We start from the raw sequence: 17219 nt of genomic DNA on the forward strand, positions 1-17219 counted from the left end.
TTTGTGAAGGATCGTTCCGACAGAGCTGGTTATACTCCTGCCATTGTTTCAAAAACGGATACAGACCATGACTGACGCAGCTCTCGCCCCCGAACTTCCGCACGCGCCGTCTGTAATTCGGCTACTGCTCGGCAAGCTGGGTATCGCCTACGAAGAAGTGCTCGACCACCACGGCCTCAATGCTTCGCGCAAGGTACAAGCCGTGTTGCTGGACGATGCCGTCGGCGCGCTGATGGTGCTGTTTCCGCAGAGCCAGTTGCTCGACCTCAACCGCCTCGCCGAACTGACGGGCCGGCGCCTGACCGCCGTGTCCACCGAGCGCCTGGAAAAGATGCTCGGCAAACACAGCCTGAGCCTGCTGCCGGGCCTGCCGGCGCTGACCAGTTCGCCGTGCCTCTACGAAGAAAGCCTGCTGCGCGAGCCGAAGCTGCTGATCAACTCCGGCGAGCCGGGCCTGCTGCTGGAAATCACCAGCGAAGCCTTCAAGAGCATGCTGACCAAGGCCAGCGCCGCCAACTTCGGCGAAGCCCTGAGCAGCATCCGCCCGAACCTCGACCGCCCGGACGATGACCGCGAGGAAATCACCCAGGCCGTGCAGGCGTTCACCGCACGCCGGATTCAGCAGCGTCTGGAAGCGACCATCGAGATTCCACCGCTGGCCGAGACGGCGCAAAAAATCATCAAACTGCGCGTCGACCCCAACGCCACCATCGACGACATCACCGGCGTGGTCGAAACCGACCCGGCGCTGGCTGCACAAGTGGTGAGCTGGGCGGCGTCGCCGTACTACGCTTCGCCGGGCAAGATCCGTTCGGTGGAAGACGCGATCGTTCGCGTGCTGGGCTTCGATCTGGTGATCAACCTCGCGCTGGGCCTGGCCCTCGGCAAGACCCTGAGCCTGCCCAAAGACCACCCGCAACACACCACGCCGTACTGGCAGCAATCGATCTACACCGCCGCCGTTATCGAGGGCCTGACCCGCGCCATGCCGCGCGCCCAGCGTCCGGAAGCCGGCCTGACCTATCTGGCCGGTCTGCTGCACAACTTCGGCTACCTGCTGCTGGCCCACGTGTTCCCGCCGCACTTCTCGCTGATCTGCCGCCACCTGGAGGTCAACCCGCACCTGTGCCACAGCTACATCGAGCAGCACCTGCTGGGCATCAGCCGCGAACAGATCGGCTCGTGGCTGATGCGCTATTGGGACATGCCCGATGAACTGGCCACCGCCCTGCGCTTCCAGCACGACCCAAGCTACGACGGCGCCTACGCCGAATACCCGAACCTCGTCTGCCTGGCCGTGCGCCTGCTGCGCAGCCGCGGCATCGGCTCCGGCCCCGACGAAGACATCCCCGACGCCCTGCTCGAACGCGTCGGCCTGACCCGCGACAAAGCCAACGACGTGGTCAGCAAAGTGCTTGAGGCTGAAGTCCTGCTGCGTGAGCTAGCTTCGCAATTCAGCCAGGCTTGAAAACTTCGCGAGCAAGCTCGCTCCCACAAGGTTTCGGTGACCTCCTGTGGGAGCGAGCTTGCTCGCGAAGAATCCACCCCAATCTACCTGCCTGACACAAAACCTGTGGTGAGGGGATTTATCCCCGACCGACTGCGTAGCAGTCGCAAACCCAGCCAACAGGATGTGTCAGTTATATCGAGGTCTCAGGTTTTGGGGCCGCTGCGCAGCCCATCGGGGATAAATCCCCTCACCACAACAGCCCATCCACTCAAGCCCGTCTACTCAAGCCTTCGGCTTGGCCTTCCTCGGCTTCAAATACTTCATCAACCCCTGAAACCACATCACCAGCGCCGGATTACCTTTCAGCTGAATCGACTTGTCCTGAATCCCCTGCATAAACGCCAACTGCTTGTTCTTCGCCTGCATCGTGGCAAAGGCATAACCCGCATCCTTGAACGCAATCGCAAACGCCGGCTCCGCCACCACCCCAGATTTGCTGGTAACGCGCTGATTCTTCACCACGAAATGCCGCGCCACTTTCCCGTCCAGCGTCTGCAACTGAAACACCAGATCCTTGTCACCCAACTGCTGCTGGAACGCAGGATTTGTCCGGCTGGCCTTACCCATCAACAAACCCATCATCCACAGAAGAAAACGAAATTTCATGCGCACAGCCTCAAAAGGAAAGTGAACGGCCGGGGCAGTGTAAGGGATTCGAACGATAACGCCACTATCCGCCGCTATTGGAAGATGATGCAACCCATTTCCCGCACGATGACCGCCAAGTCACGCTTCTGCACCCCACTTCCTACACCTGTTGAAACACATCCCTGTAGGAGCTGCCGAAGGCTGCGATCTTCTGATCTTCCAGCCTGCAAACCTATGGGAAATTTCCTGCAAAGCGCCGCGATACCTATGAACTAGGCTGGTTGGCAGTTCGTCGATAGCCTCTGTGTGTCGCCGCCAAATCGGTGACTCGGACGTGCAAGTCCGGTTCAGGTGCACATTCGTTGATGGCATTTCGCCGAGCGTTTTCCTATGCTCGCGGATCGTTATGGCGGCTGTGCGTCGGAGACCTTCGGGTCTGCCGGCCACCTGGACCGGTCTTGCACACCAACGCACAGCTGCCACCTCTTTCGAAGTGCAAAGCGAATAGGTGTCGGCCTCACAACTCCAGGAAGCTGCACCATGATCAAACCAACACCCAATCCCCCCGAAACCCCAGACATATCGCCCTACGAATCGCTGGAATCCAAGAAATTCCACGAAGCCGCCGAACGCGCCCTCGACCACCACTTCAAACCGCGTACCGAATCCCAACCCAAACGCGAAACCGGCCTCTTCAGCCTCGCCCCCGGCACCGACGCCGAAGCCCTCATGGCCAACGCCTCCGAAGACCTCCTGTCCATCAGCGCCATTGCCTGCGACCTCGCCGACGACCTCCACGGCTCCCGCCGCTCGGTAGCACTGGCCCTGAGCAGAATGGCGGATGGGGTGCGATTGATGGTGGAAGGGACGCTCGACCACATTGAAGTGGGGAACGTGGCGGCCAAGTCGTAGTGGGATTTGCGGATGAAAAAAAGGGGACGTTAAGTCCCCTTTCATGAGCTTCGGCATTAGCGACTAGCGAAAGTCTTGTGCGCTTTTTGGTCGTGACTCCAACCCTTGGAGCGCCGCTCGGTTTATGAAGGAATAACTTCCTGCGCCGCATCGCTGCCTGAATACAACTTCTTCCTCTTTGAGCACCGTCAGATAACTCACGAATGCCTGGTTAACGAGGTAGGTATACGTACCGAGCTTGAACTTGATGATGTTCAGGCTCGCGCTTCCTTCCGTCGCATTCACAACGAAAAACTTGCCCCTAGGCGGCACAGCATTCTTCGGGTAAACCATCTCGATGTTCCCCGGCACACCATATCGATACTGAACAGAACCAACCGTGGGTTTGCTGTTCCCCCGCGCGCAAACAGAAACCGTCTTGCCGCCATCTAATGGGCAACTGAAGTAAATATCTTCGTCATCCGAACACAACGTTACTTCTTCCCCCCACCTCAATGGCGCCGTCCCATGCGAAACGCGCTCCGGTGTTTTCTCGACATCGGCACAGTTGGACAGACAAACCAGTTTCGAAAGATCCGGAACATCGCTTTCAGCGAACAGGAAAGTCGCTGAACCATCGCGTTTGCGGGCGTGATAAACGGGAACACTGACAGCCAGCCCCTTGGCTGACACCGGCACCTTGGTATCCTCGCCCGAGACGAACCAGCCTTCGACCTCCCCGCATAACGCCTCCAAAGCGACTTCACTGAACGAGTCATTCGTTGGCACGGCGAACGGCTTGGCATCACCTCGGCAGTCATAGCCATGCCAGTAGGGCCCAGTGTTCATATCAATGTCGATAGAGAAAACATAAGCGCCGTCGAGCACCACTTTGCCGCTGTCGTAGGCGAAAACCAGCCAACGACGCGACTTCGCCTGGGAGTAGTTTTCTTCCTGAAGGATGTACCGCTCGCCATCTCGATACAGCCAGAAGTCACTCATCGCCCCTGCCGGCTCCGCCGTCTCGGATAGGCGCTGCCCGGAATGTACGTCCACCAGAAAATTGTCCTTCAGCGCCAGCGCGCAGTCGCTGCCAACGTCCCTGCACGACGTGAGTGACGGGAACATCGGCCCCGCCACCGCAGAGAAAGAACACAGCAATAACGTGATCAAGCCTAATCTTTTCAACTTGCCACCTGTTTCAAAGCGAGTAATCCATCACTTCTTCCAGCCGCCAGCATTGCCCACGAACAAACCGATACTCGAAGACATAATCGGTATCCGGTTTCTGCAGGATCGCAACGGCGTGATCACCTTGCTCTTCCTTGACGGTCAACGTCAGGCCCTGAGCCTCTCGCTTCGCTACATCCGGGATGATCGGGAACTTGAGCTGATCGCCGCTGAGGCTGCTTTTTTGCATCTCGGGCTCGGGATCACTGGCCACAGTCGTGACCATTTTCAGCGGCTGCTGGACGAAGGCTTTCTGCACGTCCGCGCGTTCAGAGAAGGCTGAGAGGAAGGTTGAAAAGTTGGGTGAGGGGCACGCAACACCGGTCACGTCATCGTCGGTCTTTAAAGCTTTCTGGCGGATCTCCTTTTGCAGTTTCGAATCGGCAATGATCTTTGCATCAAGGTCTGCCAGACGCTTTTTGATACTCGCTGCATCCTTGTAGGCACACACGACATCGACACCATGTTCAAGGTCTCGGCCGTCGCGACAGTTCTGCAATTCGGGGTCTGGTGGATCACCGCGGAAAAACCGCAAAGACAACTGCTCCCCCTGCTTGATGAGCGGCAATTCCAGCGTCCAATAGGTGTAGCCTTCAAAGTTACCGTATGACTCTTTTAGCTTCGTGAGCACGTACAGGGATTTCCCCGCTCGCTCAGGAAATTTGCGTTCAAAGAAAAACACTGACGCGATTTCATCTCCTATGAGCGGCGCCACAAAAGAGAGTTCTGGCTTCGTGGGACTCATCGTCGTGTAAAAAACCTCACCACCCGGAACGTAGGCGCCTGTCGTCTGACCCTTGAGCGTGTTCTTCAAGAACAACACGGTGATCTTCTGCTCGCCCACCGATGCCACCACCGGCGGATGCATTTGCTTGATGGTTTGCAGGTCATCAGCCGTTGCCGGTTGCGCTGTGAAACCGATGATCGATACGAGCATGCACACACAACTTGAGACCCTGGTCACTTTCATTACTTCCTTGTTGATCGACAAATTGATCAATCTTCAAAAACCAGCGCGAGTGGCCTCACGATGATTCAGGTGCGCCGCATTTCAGCTCTCTGATCTGCTCGTTCTGAATCGGAATCACGCAGGCAAGGCGCTTTTCGCCGGTAGGACGTAGATCTGTCAGGCTAAGCGTCACGTGCAAACCGTCGTCCGCAAATACGTGATCTTCAAACCCGGCATAGCTATAACCCGACCTGAACGACTTACCGTCAAAACTGCAAAAGCGCTTGGACGCCAACACCCTCCAATTACCCTCTGGCGCAAGGATTTGCACATCGAGGCACGGACTACCAAACGTGGTGACGTAACGAGCAACAACATCACCAAAGCGTTGAGAAGCAGAGTTGGAAACCTTGGCGACATCGACCACTTCACTCGTATCATCCGGTGCGACGGCGTCCAGATAAGCGGCTCGCTCCAGACTCATTCTGGCGATGCAGTTATTGGTCAGCGTGGTGTATGCCTTGGATCCGGTTTCAGTCTCTATGGCTTCTAGAGGGCATGTGGTGTCGCGCAACTTGATCCACGCACGTTGCGAGTCTCTGGCCATGGCCATGTATGTCTTCGCTTGTTCAGGCTGACGCTTCCATTGAGACTCGAATCGAGTCATCAATAGTTTGTAGCTGGCATTGAGTTTTGCATCGGCACTCTTGCGGTCGGCTTCCACGCATTGGTCGTATTGCCAGCTCACCGTGATGACTTTGCAGTTGTCCTCAGCGAGCGCGATTGAAGCGGACAGCAGGCCTAAGGACAACGCGATAAAGCGCACAAACATGTTCAATGTTTCATTCCCTGAATTGCGGATCGCTCAACTACGCGTCGAGGTATTTTCTGCGCCTTGCCGTCGGCGCTCATCGCGTCGCGGTACTGGCTGTAATAGCGCTGCGCTTCATCTTTGCGATCAAGGCGCCAGAGTGAATCGGCGATGTTCAACATCAGTACTGTGCGTTTACCGACGGCCTCAACGCCGCGATACAACTTCAGCGCCAGTGCATCGTTGCCGCCCTCGGCTAAATAGAAGCCAAGATCATTAAGACCCTGAACATTTCGAGCCGGTGGATGGCAAGCCATGTACGAATCCGCCCCCATGACCAAGCTCCATTCGATCTCGCTGGCTCGATATTGCGCAGATTCAATGTTCGAGAGGGTTTTCAGTAGTGCCTGTGGGGAAGGTGTCTCCATTTCAGGTTTGAGTACTTCACCCTCGTCGGTAGTCCAGCTATTGCCCACCCATTTGCCAGCGCAGAACTGATCATCACGCTGAAGCAGCACACAACCGGTCTCCATCGAAATCACATCGCAGTGACTTCGTGACTGGAAGCTGTCTTCACCACTCCCGTCTGACAACATTCCATACATCGTTTGGTTCACGAGTAAGGTCTTCTTGTCAGGGCTAAGCCATCGAGGAAGGACTTCGACCCCAATATCGGTTCCGTAGAGCGGGAATGTTTTTCCATTCGCGGTAAAGGTCGCGCTCGCCGCTTCCACTGAGTGTTCGGGCCATACTTTTGCTTTCAAATGCAATGTCAGTGTGTGCCCGTCGACTCCAGTGATTCGCACTTCTTCTGCCGTAGCCCCATTCGCCAGCAACAGACCCGCGAGCAATAGTGCGGATCTAAGGCTGCCCATACTCGATCCTTTTAGCCGCAGGGCTTGTTTGCTGTAACTGTCTTTCAGTGATGCCATAAGCCTCTATGAGCCCTTCCCAGGACCCCTTCGAACCAAACGACCGATAACTATTGCTGTAGCTGTAATGCTCCAACCTTCCAGCGGTGGAGTAATACCCGCGCCACTCCGGGCAGGATCCACACCCGCCATAACCGCCGATGAACACCAGGCCGCCCTTGCTTCCTTTTACACAATCCATCTCCACTGCCACGTTACTCAGCATCTTCGTCTTCTTACCGTCAGACGTGAGCTGTGAAACCTTGTCGATATTGCGCCGCAACACTTTGCCGCCAATGTTGATCGTCTGATCGGAGCAGACCGGTATGAGGTGGGTTTCTGCGTCATCCACCGTTACGGATCGGCAGGACGACACCATCACCACTTCAACACCGCCACATTGCATGACATCGCGCTGGGTGTAGGCGCCCTTGGGAGCGGCGAAAGCTGGAAACGAGAGCAACAGCGAAAGGCTGCTCGCAAGAAGACGGTTCATCGACTCACTCCTCATCGATCGACGGTGATTCCACGTCGGTCATGCCAAGCAGCCGGAACTCATTGTTCACGAATTCGTAGTACCGATCCCGGTTACGGTTTTCCAGGCGATTTCCCTGGGCGTCTTCTTCGCCATCGAGCGTGACGCCGGAAATGATGATCAAGCGACTATCGGGCAAATACGTCGTGTCGAAAGTGCTGCCGTCATAGGCATTCGGAAGACCGCCAACGACATCACCGGTCTGGGCGTCCAGCACTTCGCCACAAATGGCCCCGCCGCCACAGCCGAACCTGTACAGGATGTAATGGCCGGCGAAGTTGACCTTGCCTTGCAGGGCCTTCGCCCGGGTGCTGTCCATGACCGAGTTGCTTTGTTCCTGCTGCACCGGTTCATGGTTGGGGCCGCTGAAAACGGGGGTGACGGCGTAATCCTTGAAGTCGGGATCGGCGGCGAATGCCATGGAAGTGGCAGCTGATAGCAAGCTGCCGAGAACAATCGAAAATCCTTTCAAGTACTAACTCCATAACAGCAGTGGGAAACCGTTGGCTTACTCGGACTGACCTTCATAACGCTGTGTCTGCGGGTTGAATTGCCACAGATGTGGCCGGGTCATGCCCTCTTCGCCCTTGTAGCGAATCCGCCCTCGCTTGTCCCTAATGTAGGAGTAGATCTCGATGTCCTTGAATTCACCGCCACCTTTAGGCGGACCGTCCAGAACTTTGACCCCGGCGAAGTAATCGCCACCCGAATACTTCAAGTAACCACGGCACTGGATCAGGAAGGCGAATGTGCTGTCCATCGAAGAACCAATGCCTACGCGGGAATTGAAGATGAAGTCTTCGATACCATCGCCGTTTAGGTCGCCACGGAAGACTACGTGGCCTGGCTCGATAGAGAATTCTTTTCCATCGAGACTGGAAAGTATGTCTTCCTGATCTCCGCTGCTCTCCGGCCATTGAGATAAGAAATATTTAGAGTCAGTTTCCTGATTGCAGACACCTGCCGCCATAACGGCTATCGGCAACCAGCTCATGAATAACACCAGCAGTCGTTTCACTTCACATCCTTCGAATTCATCAATTCCAGTTCACCATCCCGATACAACACTTCGCACCCGATCCACGCCAGATCCACCTGCGGCATCACCGCCGAGGGCTTGCGCAGTTCCCGCAACAACGTCGAACCATGCGACAGCCGCCCGCCCATCCGCGCAATCACCGCCCGCGCGGTTTGGTAGTGCGCATGCCGCCCCGGATCTAGGGTGTCTTCCAACAAGATGTCCACGCCGAGAATGCCTTGCACTTGCCCCGGATAAATCATGAAACCGGTGGCCTGCTCCGCACCTTCGCGACCGTCCTGCCAGAAGCTGCCATCGCGGGTGCGCACGTCGGGATGCGGCGCGAACCAATGCTCGCGATCCGCCATGGGCATGGCGTGGTGCAGACGGAAGAAGATGCGCATCAGATTGTCGCGATACCACTCGCGTACTTGCAGGTAGTAACCGCGCAGGCCCGGCAGGCCGGTCGAATGCGCGAGGCGGATCAGCCCGGACCATTGCGGGAATGGCTGTAGCGGCAGTTCGCTCGACGCGGGTCGCGGGGTAGCCGGATCGGTTTCCCACGGCAGTCGATGAGGACTGTTTTCCAGATTGTCGTACGCGGTCGGCGGGCGGCCCAGCCAATCACCACCGCTGCTGGCCAGTGCAGTGGCAATGCACAAATTGCCTTGCACCACGAACACGTAGAACCGGGTGAACCAGTCTGCTAATTGCTGGCCATTGGCACTTTGGGCGACCAATTCGGCCAGCTCCCGATCGAAGCGCTGCAAGCCGTTTTCAAGGTTCAGCAAATGGCCGCGAGCCTTGCGTTGCATACGCAAAAACAGCGGCAACGAACGCAGCATCTTCAGCGGTCGCCACGGCAGATGCGGCGTCGCACCACCAACTTCACCGGCGTAGTTATCGGCGCTGATGCCCCAGTCGGCCAACCGGGCAAGAAACAGGTCATTGTTGATGTAGGACGCGCCGCCGAACACAGCAGTGAACGGCTCGTTGTCCTGCAACACTCGCGCATCCCAGCGCGCCATGATCGCCGGGATACTCACCGCCGCGCGGCGCTGGGCGTACTCCACCAGCACGCTCGGTTGCGGTGGCAGGATCTCGGCGATGTTCGCGGCGGTCAGGTGCCGGCGCCAGCCGTAGTCGCTGATCGGCCGGTATTGCAGCAGCCAGAGTTGCGAGCCGTCCCAGGCCCATTCGACGTCGCCGGGCACGTAGTGGAACACGCGCAACACGTCTTGCAGGAAGCGCCAGAGCAGGTCTTCGGTCAAGCCGTGGGACGGCGTGAACGTGCCACTGCGCCACGCATCGCCGAGTCGCGAAAGCGTTGCTTGTGAGGGGCTGACTTGACCGTCGGCCAGCGATTCGAGATGACCTTCAACCCATTCCAGTTCTACCGAGAGATGGCGCACGAATGCGATCCCGGAAACCACCGGCGTGATGAAGCGTTGCACCACCACTTCCTCGACGCCTTCGGCCGTGAGTTCGGCGATGCGTTTCGGCACATTGGCGGGCGGCTCGCGCAGATAGGTTGTGCTCAAACCGGCATTCGCCGAATCGGCCTGATCCTCGCCATAACTGGAGGAGCGCACCGCCCAAGTCACGTCGGGTTGGGCAGCGAGAAATGTTGGCAGACGCGGATCATTGCAATCGTTGAGCGTCAGCGCCGCCGGCACCGCTTGCCGCGCCAGTTCAGCCAGGCGCAAACGCCCGCCCTTGGTGTGCGCAACAAACCCGCGCTCGCCCGACTCCAGCCATTGCGCGAACTGCATGGGCGCGTCGATCCATGGGTAATGGCCCCAACCGGGTTTCAGGCTGATGGTCAGGTCTGCGCGCGCAAGAATCGCCGACCATGCGGCGGCTTGTTCGATGCCGAGCACCTTGTCCTGATCGCCCCAGACCAGCTCGACCGGATCGGTGATCCACTCCAGCAGCGGCAGCGCGGTGTCGGCACGGATCAGATCCCAGTGCGGCACAAACGCACGGCAACGCGCATAACCGGCGCCCATGCGCTGGTACTGCGCGGGCGTCCAGGTCTGGTTGGAGAACTTGCGCGCGAACAGCGTCGGTTTGTTCGAGAGCAACCAGTGAATGGTCCTGCGAATCGGCAGCGGCGACATAAGTGCAGGCAACCGCCGCTGCCACAGAAACGCACCGACTGGCGCCAACAAAACGCTGCGGGAGAAGTGTCCGGGCCGACGTTGTAACGCATGCAACACCAGCAACGCATTGACCCCTACTGCCATGACCGCGCTGCCCTTCTGCGTCATCGCCAGCAAAGTCTGCGCGTAGTCCGCCAGATCCTCGCAAGGTGGCTGCGGATTGGCGCCGAAGCCCGGCAACTCCAGCGGAACCACGTCGTATCGCTGGAAGTGCGGCAGCGCGTCATCCCACCAATCCGCGGCGCTGCCGTTGCCGGCCAACAGGTACATCAAGGGCTTGCCCATGAGCGATCCTCAGGTCAGATCGCGCAGAGCGGCGTCGAGGGTTGGATAACGGAATGTGTAACCAGCCTCGGTCAAACGCTGCGGCACCACGCGCTGGCCGTCGAAGAACAACTGCGCCATTTCCCCTGCCATTGCACGCACTGGCGCGGCGGGAATATGGAACCACACCGGACGCTTGAGGACCTTGCCGGCCTGCTCGGCGAACGCTGCCTGACTGACCGTTTCCGGCGCCACCATGTTGTAGGTGCCACGCAGACTGTCGTCATTGAAAGCCCTTGCGATCACCTGAAGCACATCATCGCGATGCACCCAACTCATGATCTGCCGACCATCGCCCATGCGCCCGCCGAAGCCCAAGCGGAACGGCAGCAGCAACGGCGTCAACGCGCCGCCCGGGCCGAAGACCACGCCGAGGCGTAGCACCACCTGACGCACGCCAAACTCAGTGGCCGGTTGCGCGGCGGCTTCCCAACGCGCGCATAGTTCGGCCATGAAACCGTCGCCCTTGCTGGCGTGTTCATCGAGGCTTTCGCTGGCATCGCGCACGCCGTAGAAGCCGATGGCCGAGGCTTGAATCCATAGTGCTGGTTTGTGCTCGGTGTTCTGCAACCAAGTCATCAGCGCTTCGGTGGTGCCGACTCGACTGGCGAGCAGTTGCGCCTGACGTTTGGGAGTCCAGCGTGGGCCGGCGACAGGGGCGCCGGCGAGATTGATCACTACGTCAAAGGCTTCGTAGTGGCTGAGTTCGCTGAACGAATGCACACAGCGAGCGCGGCCGTTGAACAGATTGGCCGCGCTCAACGGATCGCGCGTCAGTACGCTGACCGAGTGGCCCGCGTCGAGTAATTGATTGACCAAGGCTTCACCGATAAACCCGGTGCCGCCAGTGATCAGCACACGATTGAAAGCGCCGCCGGCAAACGGGTTGGATTGGCTCGGAGTCTTTACTGAAGGAGATTTTCGGCGGTCATGTCGATACAGCCAGAATAACGGCGGCACCAACACCAGCAATGCAAAACCATCTAGCCATAGATGCGACCAAACCTGTTGTTGCGCTGAGAGCCACATGTCCTGAGGCGCCCATAACAGGATGCCCGCGATCAACCAGCCCCAAACTGCCGGGGCTTTCAAGCGATTGCCCAAGTGCACCAGCGCGAGCATGTACAGCGAATAACTTTGCAGCGTCGCGCCGAACAGCGCGAGCCACCAGACTTGTTGTTCGCGGCCGGCCGCAGGCACCGCATCGGCGCCCCAGAATGCGAGTTCGAGGGTGTGCAAATAGCCGTCGAGTAATCCGGAGTGACCGGCCCAAGTCAGGGTGAGGCCGGCGAGAATGTGCACGATTGCGGCGGCGTATAGCCAGAGTACTAACGCGGGGCGAAGGGAGATCGAGGGGGCTGGCATTCCGTGTCCTGAGCGCATTCCTTGGGGGTGGGGAGTTTAAAGGAAAATCGCAGTCGTCAGATGCTCAAGCATTAAACGTTTTAGCGTGAGGGATTCAGGCTCAACGCGTGCGAAAGCGCATCAAACATGCCCCAAAACTCAGATGCAGCGACTAGCCTTGATCGGCGCGGTGCCTGACGATCCCAATCGCCCCACTTGAAGAGGCCCAACTGATTACCTTTGTCAGCCGCCATTTGATAACAGTCTAACGCCCGAGACATATCCTTCGTTCTAAGCTCGCCACAAACCGTTTCACTGTGTTCTTCCTTGAGTCATTCAGGCTTTGCGTTTGGAGAACCGGGTGACGCATTGCTTGGTTATGTTCATTTCCCAGTAGGTGCTGAGCAACACTTTACGCTTTTTGTCGACGCGCAAATTAACGAATCCATCGCCGCAATCCGGCTGCAATTCTTCGAAGGTGCCGATTCTGGCTTGGTAAATGAACACCCGGTAGTAGTCGTAAGTACCCATGCCGTCATCAAGCTGCCAGATCGCGAAATCCTGAGCGCCGTCGAAATTGAAATCGTCGAACTGCATGTGGAGTTCGTTTACGGCTTCAAAATCGACCGTCCGCGACTCGTTATGCGTTTCGCCTTTAACCGCGACGTTCAGCGTGGAGCCTTTGAGAACCAGCGTTGTTTCAACGCCTTGGGTTGGGCTGAACGTAGCGGTTTCGGCTAGCGACGGGATCGTCCACAGCAGGCCCAGCAGTGATAACGCTAAAGTTTTGAAATGCATGTACTCGCAGAACAGATCCATTAAAGCCCCGTAGCAAACGTCCCATCAAACAATAAAGTTTCCAAGGCCTAGTCATGACCCGCGAGCCTTAACAGAAGGAGAGTAGTCTGCAACTTCTTCTATTGCTGCGTTGTAGCACGCTGCCTAACCCGATCAGGAACCTTGGCTTGCTTGCCATTCTCGCTCATGAGATCGGTGTATACCTTATAGTTCTTTCCTGCGGATGTTTTATCACCCGCCTCCCAATAAGCATCTGCGAGATTAAGATAGGCAACTGTCCGCTTCGGATTTTCTGAAATAACTTTTTTCAAGAGCCAAATTGCGTCGGTATTGAAGCCTGCTTGCTGCCAAAAAAATGCTACGTCATTGAAAACTTGTTGGCTGGCAGAAGAGTAACCATACTCACCAATGTAGCGTTCAATAAAATCACGTTTCGGAAAGCTAGAAAATCTTGCTTTATCCTTATAAAGGCGCGACGTGGCGTTTTTGAACTCGACCAAAAGTTCTTCTTTTATATTTTTCTCAACACCAGAGACCATTTCTATCTTACTCAGACATTCAGCGCTTTCACATTTCTGCGCTTCATCATGTTCAAGCACTGAATAGCAATATGGTTGTGGTTGCCCCGCAGAGCCAGGACCTTTCTGTAGATACACCAGACTTTCACCACTTGCATTAATTGGTTGGCAATAAGGAACCACACCGAAAGCGTCAGGTACTCCGGATTTATTCTTGATAATATCCACGCCACTTACGATCTTGCTCGCATCAAGTGTTTGCACTTTTCCGTCAGCACTCAAAATCCAGAAGGTGTTTTCCTGAGAGCTACAGTCACATTCACAGCTCAATATATAACTCTGGCTCCTGATATCAAACTTTGCCTTTGGAACGCCATCAGAACCACAGAAGTTCTCAGAAATAGCCACTGAGCAAATATTGGTATCAGGATCGCATGCCAGCTTTTTCCCTTCGCTCCACGCTGGAGACGAAAAAAAAATCAAAATAATAAACCAGCGAAATTTAAAGCTCACAGATGTCACCCTCTACGATTATTCCGTAATTGCCATTTTCTCGCGTGGCAGTATTGCCACTCATTGTAGCGGTATACTTTTGCCCCTGAATGATTCCCATCCGGCGACTGAAGGCATCGGCCCTATACGCCTCTGAGGCTTTTTCCGCTCGTTTTTTACAAACAAAAATCAGTAGCTCTTTTTGGGTAGTAATATTAGCACTAGGGAACTCGGTTCTAATAAGCTGCTCCGCCTTCGCGAGATGATTTTGCTGAACACACAAGTCGTATAGCGCACAGTAAGTACGCAGTTGAATTTTCACCATCAGATTCGGTGCCAATTCGCGCATCAACTTGATACAAGACATCACATTCTCATTATATTTCGCCGCATGATTCAGCTGAATCTTTTGAAACGCTTCGACCTCGCCAAGCTTCTTGAAAGCCGATTTCCATCCTGCATTGTTGCTGGCGATTACTCCCGTCGCCCAACTCATTTGGGCGGCGGTATTCGCAGAGTTCAACGAATTCATCAGTGTCTGGAAATTCATGTTGGCACCAAAACATCCGTCAAACGTGGCTTGATCTGCTCCACGCATCTCCAGCAGAACCGGCCCTAACGTGCCCTGCCCGAAGTTCCACTGAATAACACCGAAAGACATACCTTGACCATCGAAATTACCGGCCAGTGCCTCATAATCCAACTTGCTCTTTCCTTCGTATCCGGAGGAAACCAATAGTGCGATTTCTTTGGCCTTGCTGAGTGGGATACAAACGGCCGACAGCGCATTCGCTACAAAGGCAATCGAATGGAAATGCCATATCAAGTCGGTACTGATAGCAGCCTTTTCTTTCAGTTCATCCCAAAACACATAGCTGCTGATCCTTTCTTTCTCATGCTTCAGTGTCTTCGGGGCGTGCTCAAGCTCAGTATCAAGCCGGCTCCATTTTGGAGCATCTGCTTTCGCTTTCCACTCCGTCGGATGATGTGCAACCAGCTTGGACCATTGCGACCGCGTATCAGGGTTTTTCAACGCCTCGGCCAACTCGGCCGGATCGACGTCCCCGCTCTGGTCTTTATCGACCTTCGTGAACAGATCCTGAAAGAACGCAGGCATGTCCTTTGGATCGAGAAACCCGTCCGCTGTCGCATTGGTTTCTTCGACGATCTGAAACCCCAGCTTTTCCCAATCATGCTGAGTGATAATTTGTGCGCCCACTTTCTTGACTAGGCCATTGACGGCCTGAGCATTGTCAGTAACGGTCACATCGTAGTAATCGTCGGTACCCACTTTGATGACCGGCGTCTTGTTCAAATCAACTGCATGTTCCGTTTTCAGCACCGTACTATCCGTCGCAGGTGCTTTTTTCTTCAGCTCACCTCCAGCCGGCAAATACAGATATTGCTTGCCGATCTTCAGCCCAGCCGTATTCTTGAGGAAGTCTTTTACGTCTGCTTCAGCAGTGAATATCTCGACGTGCACTTGATACTTACTCGCTACACCGCCATCTTCACCGGTCAGGTTTTCAGTCAGTCCCAGGTAGCCAATCGGATCTCCAGCCTTGATTCCAATGCTTGCGGACTCCACAGAGTCAAAGCTGCTCGGGATTACATCCCAAGCAACAAAGTCGTTTTCCACAATTGCCCAGAAGCTGGGAGGAAGGCTTCCTTCCCCAGCCAAGCTACCGCTGCTCGTACATTTCGCCATTCGACGAATTGTCCCTGCAACATTGAGGTTCAGTACCTCTTTGCTTTCAAATTCCACCGAACTTTGAGGGTTAAGTTGCAGCGAGCCAATCTTATCACCGGCATTTTGCCCATTTTGGGCAGAGATAGGACCCTGATAAAGATCCAATCTTGTCAACGCGGTTCCTTTCACCTTACCTTGCCAATATTTTGGCTTTAAACGCTCCGGGATCGGGTCTGCCAGCCATATACGTGCGGGTTTGGAGTTTTTGTAGGGTACTCCGTCTTTCAAGTATGCGAACCAGACCTCCTTTCCAGCCTCGCGAACTTTGTGACCGTTCTTTTTAACGCTACCTGAAAGAATTTTCCCTTTCGCATAGGTAACGTTGCCTAGGGCCTTTTGATCCAGTATTTCAAGTTTGGTCCCCGCAACGAGCTTGCCAACGTTCTGAACGCTACTGGATTCAGGGAAATCGTCGTAAGCGTTGAAGTCACTTACCTTCATGGTCACTTGAGGCTTCGGAGTTTCTTCCTCAGTCAGCGGATAACGCTTGAAGGGCAGAAGGTGCATGTACAAGCTGTAGAAGTTCAGCTTGTTTTGTTTGCCTTTATTCGGTCCTTCTTCTGGGTTTGGCGCAGATTTGTACTCATGTCGCACCAAACAAAACGAGTTGGAATACTGCAGTTTTTTCTCATTTTCGCCGAACGTAGATTCTAGATAGTCTTCGTTAAGCCGATAGGCCACAACCTCGCCGTCAGCCATGCAGCGGATCGGTTCGTTCAAGATGCATTGAGGGGCACTGGCATTGCTAATGTGAATACCACCATGCCAGAACTTATTACTGCCCAAGAGATAGTGGCCCGATGTTTCTTTTTCTAGTGCTTTATATATTTCGTCGGCGCTCTCGAATTGCTTCCCGTCCGCCTTTCTGAACGGGTATTGAAAACTCATGAGCGGTGATCCTGCCGGAGCCGGGGTCGCTGCAGGCGCCGGAGCAGGAGCAGGCGTCGGTTGCGCACCGGTCCTGTACTCCGCCTTCGGCCGGAGGTACTTGTTCGGCATCGGCCAGTAGCCGCTACCCGCACCGTACTTTGCGGACTTTGGCCCGGTCGAACTCTGTGAGCCGAAGAAATTCCCCTTGACCCGGTTAGCGTCCATGTCCTCAATCACGCCGGTATGGTGCATTCCTGTCCATAGCGCGATATCACCCGGCTGAACGCTGTCGAGGGCAATGAACTCGAAATGCGTGGTGTCTGTCGCAAGTTGACTTGTAGTGCGGTAAGGGATGTCATACCCCGCATCACGGAGCATTAGATTTAGTAAGTGGGAACAATCAATTTCCTTCCGACCATTACCGTCTTCGTCCGCAGATCCGCCTTTACCATAACCGTATTCATATCCGCTATAAGGGTATTTCGCGCGCTGTTCAAGTAGACCTGTACTCATCAATA

The 17219-nt window shown here is 55.6% G+C and carries 15 protein-coding genes; 2 read left to right on the forward strand and 13 right to left on the reverse strand.

The features are described from left to right. Positions 1–67: 67 nt before the first annotated feature. Positions 68–1468, forward strand: coding sequence for an aminoacyl-tRNA deacylase and HDOD domain-containing protein (locus ACTJKS_RS03775; protein WP_095137709.1), 1401 nt, complete (start codon positions 68–70; stop codon positions 1466–1468). Between the two features lie 264 nt (positions 1469–1732). Here the strand turns inward: ACTJKS_RS03775 and ACTJKS_RS03780 are convergent, their stop codons facing one another. After that, positions 1733–2116 (reverse strand): helicase, encoded by a 384-nt coding sequence (locus tag ACTJKS_RS03780; protein ID WP_003229522.1) that lies wholly within the window; start codon positions 2114–2116, stop codon positions 1733–1735. A 522-nt stretch (positions 2117–2638) separates the two neighbouring features. On the opposite strand from ACTJKS_RS03780, the gene ACTJKS_RS03785 reads away from it, so the two are divergent. Beyond that, on the forward strand, positions 2639–3010 hold the full coding sequence (locus ACTJKS_RS03785) for a DUF6124 family protein (RefSeq protein ID WP_108184209.1): 372 nt from the start codon (positions 2639–2641) through the stop codon (positions 3008–3010). Positions 3011–3073: 63 nt separating this feature from the next. Here ACTJKS_RS03785 and ACTJKS_RS03790 read toward each other — a convergent pair whose 3' ends face one another. The 12 genes from ACTJKS_RS03790 to ACTJKS_RS03845 form a co-directional block, all read right to left on the reverse strand. Continuing rightward, positions 3074–4162 (reverse strand): hypothetical protein, encoded by a 1089-nt coding sequence (locus tag ACTJKS_RS03790; protein WP_262949068.1) that lies wholly within the window; start codon positions 4160–4162, stop codon positions 3074–3076. A gap of 28 nt (positions 4163–4190) precedes the next feature. After that, the gene (locus ACTJKS_RS03795; RefSeq protein WP_440828795.1) at positions 4191–5156 is read right to left on the reverse strand and encodes a hypothetical protein; all 966 of its coding nucleotides are present in this window, start codon (positions 5154–5156) and stop codon (positions 4191–4193) included. A gap of 88 nt (positions 5157–5244) precedes the next feature. Next, entirely contained in the window at positions 5245–6000 is a 756-nt protein-coding gene (locus ACTJKS_RS03800; protein ID WP_108184212.1) for a lysozyme inhibitor LprI family protein, read from the reverse strand. Positions 6001–6002: 2 nt separating this feature from the next. After that, complete coding sequence (locus tag ACTJKS_RS03805; protein ID WP_262949070.1) at positions 6003–6911, reverse strand: tetratricopeptide repeat protein; 909 nt, start codon at positions 6909–6911, stop codon at positions 6003–6005. Continuing rightward, positions 6841–7386 carry a hypothetical protein gene (locus ACTJKS_RS03810; protein ID WP_108184214.1) on the reverse strand — a complete coding sequence of 182 codons (546 nt, stop codon included), beginning with the start codon at positions 7384–7386 and terminating at the stop codon, positions 6841–6843. The genes ACTJKS_RS03805 and ACTJKS_RS03810 overlap by 71 nt, the downstream gene beginning before the upstream one ends. Positions 7387–7390: 4 nt before the next feature. Beyond that, entirely contained in the window at positions 7391–7846 is a 456-nt protein-coding gene (locus ACTJKS_RS03815; protein ID WP_108184448.1) for a hypothetical protein, read from the reverse strand. 87 nt (positions 7847–7933) lie between these two features. Further along, on the reverse strand, positions 7934–8443 hold the full coding sequence (locus ACTJKS_RS03820; protein WP_003229535.1) for a hypothetical protein: 510 nt from the start codon (positions 8441–8443) through the stop codon (positions 7934–7936). Beyond that, positions 8440–10890: an alpha/beta fold hydrolase gene (locus ACTJKS_RS03825; protein WP_108184215.1), complete on the reverse strand. Its 2451-nt coding sequence runs from the start codon at positions 10888–10890 to the stop codon at positions 8440–8442. The genes ACTJKS_RS03820 and ACTJKS_RS03825 overlap by 4 nt, the downstream gene beginning before the upstream one ends. Before the next feature lie 9 nt (positions 10891–10899). Beyond that, entirely contained in the window at positions 10900–12294 is a 1395-nt protein-coding gene (locus ACTJKS_RS03830; protein WP_108184216.1) for a TIGR01777 family oxidoreductase, read from the reverse strand. Positions 12295–12609: 315 nt separating this feature from the next. After that, positions 12610–13071, reverse strand: coding sequence for an XAC2610-related protein (locus ACTJKS_RS03835; RefSeq protein ID WP_041071688.1), 462 nt, complete (start codon positions 13069–13071; stop codon positions 12610–12612). Positions 13072–13190: 119 nt separating this feature from the next. After that, positions 13191–14102, reverse strand: a complete 912-nt coding sequence (locus ACTJKS_RS03840; RefSeq protein WP_108184217.1) for a tetratricopeptide repeat protein — start codon at positions 14100–14102, stop codon at positions 13191–13193. Further along, a complete protein-coding gene (locus tag ACTJKS_RS03845) occupies positions 14092–17214 on the reverse strand; it encodes a calcium-binding protein (protein ID WP_256198925.1) in 3123 nt (1040 codons plus the stop codon). The genes ACTJKS_RS03840 and ACTJKS_RS03845 overlap by 11 nt, the downstream gene beginning before the upstream one ends. Positions 17215–17219 lie beyond the last annotated feature (5 nt).

The organism is Pseudomonas sp. 22189 (genome assembly GCF_052045635.1).
Taxonomy (GTDB): Bacteria; Pseudomonadota; Gammaproteobacteria; order Pseudomonadales; family Pseudomonadaceae; genus Aquipseudomonas; species Aquipseudomonas parakoreensis.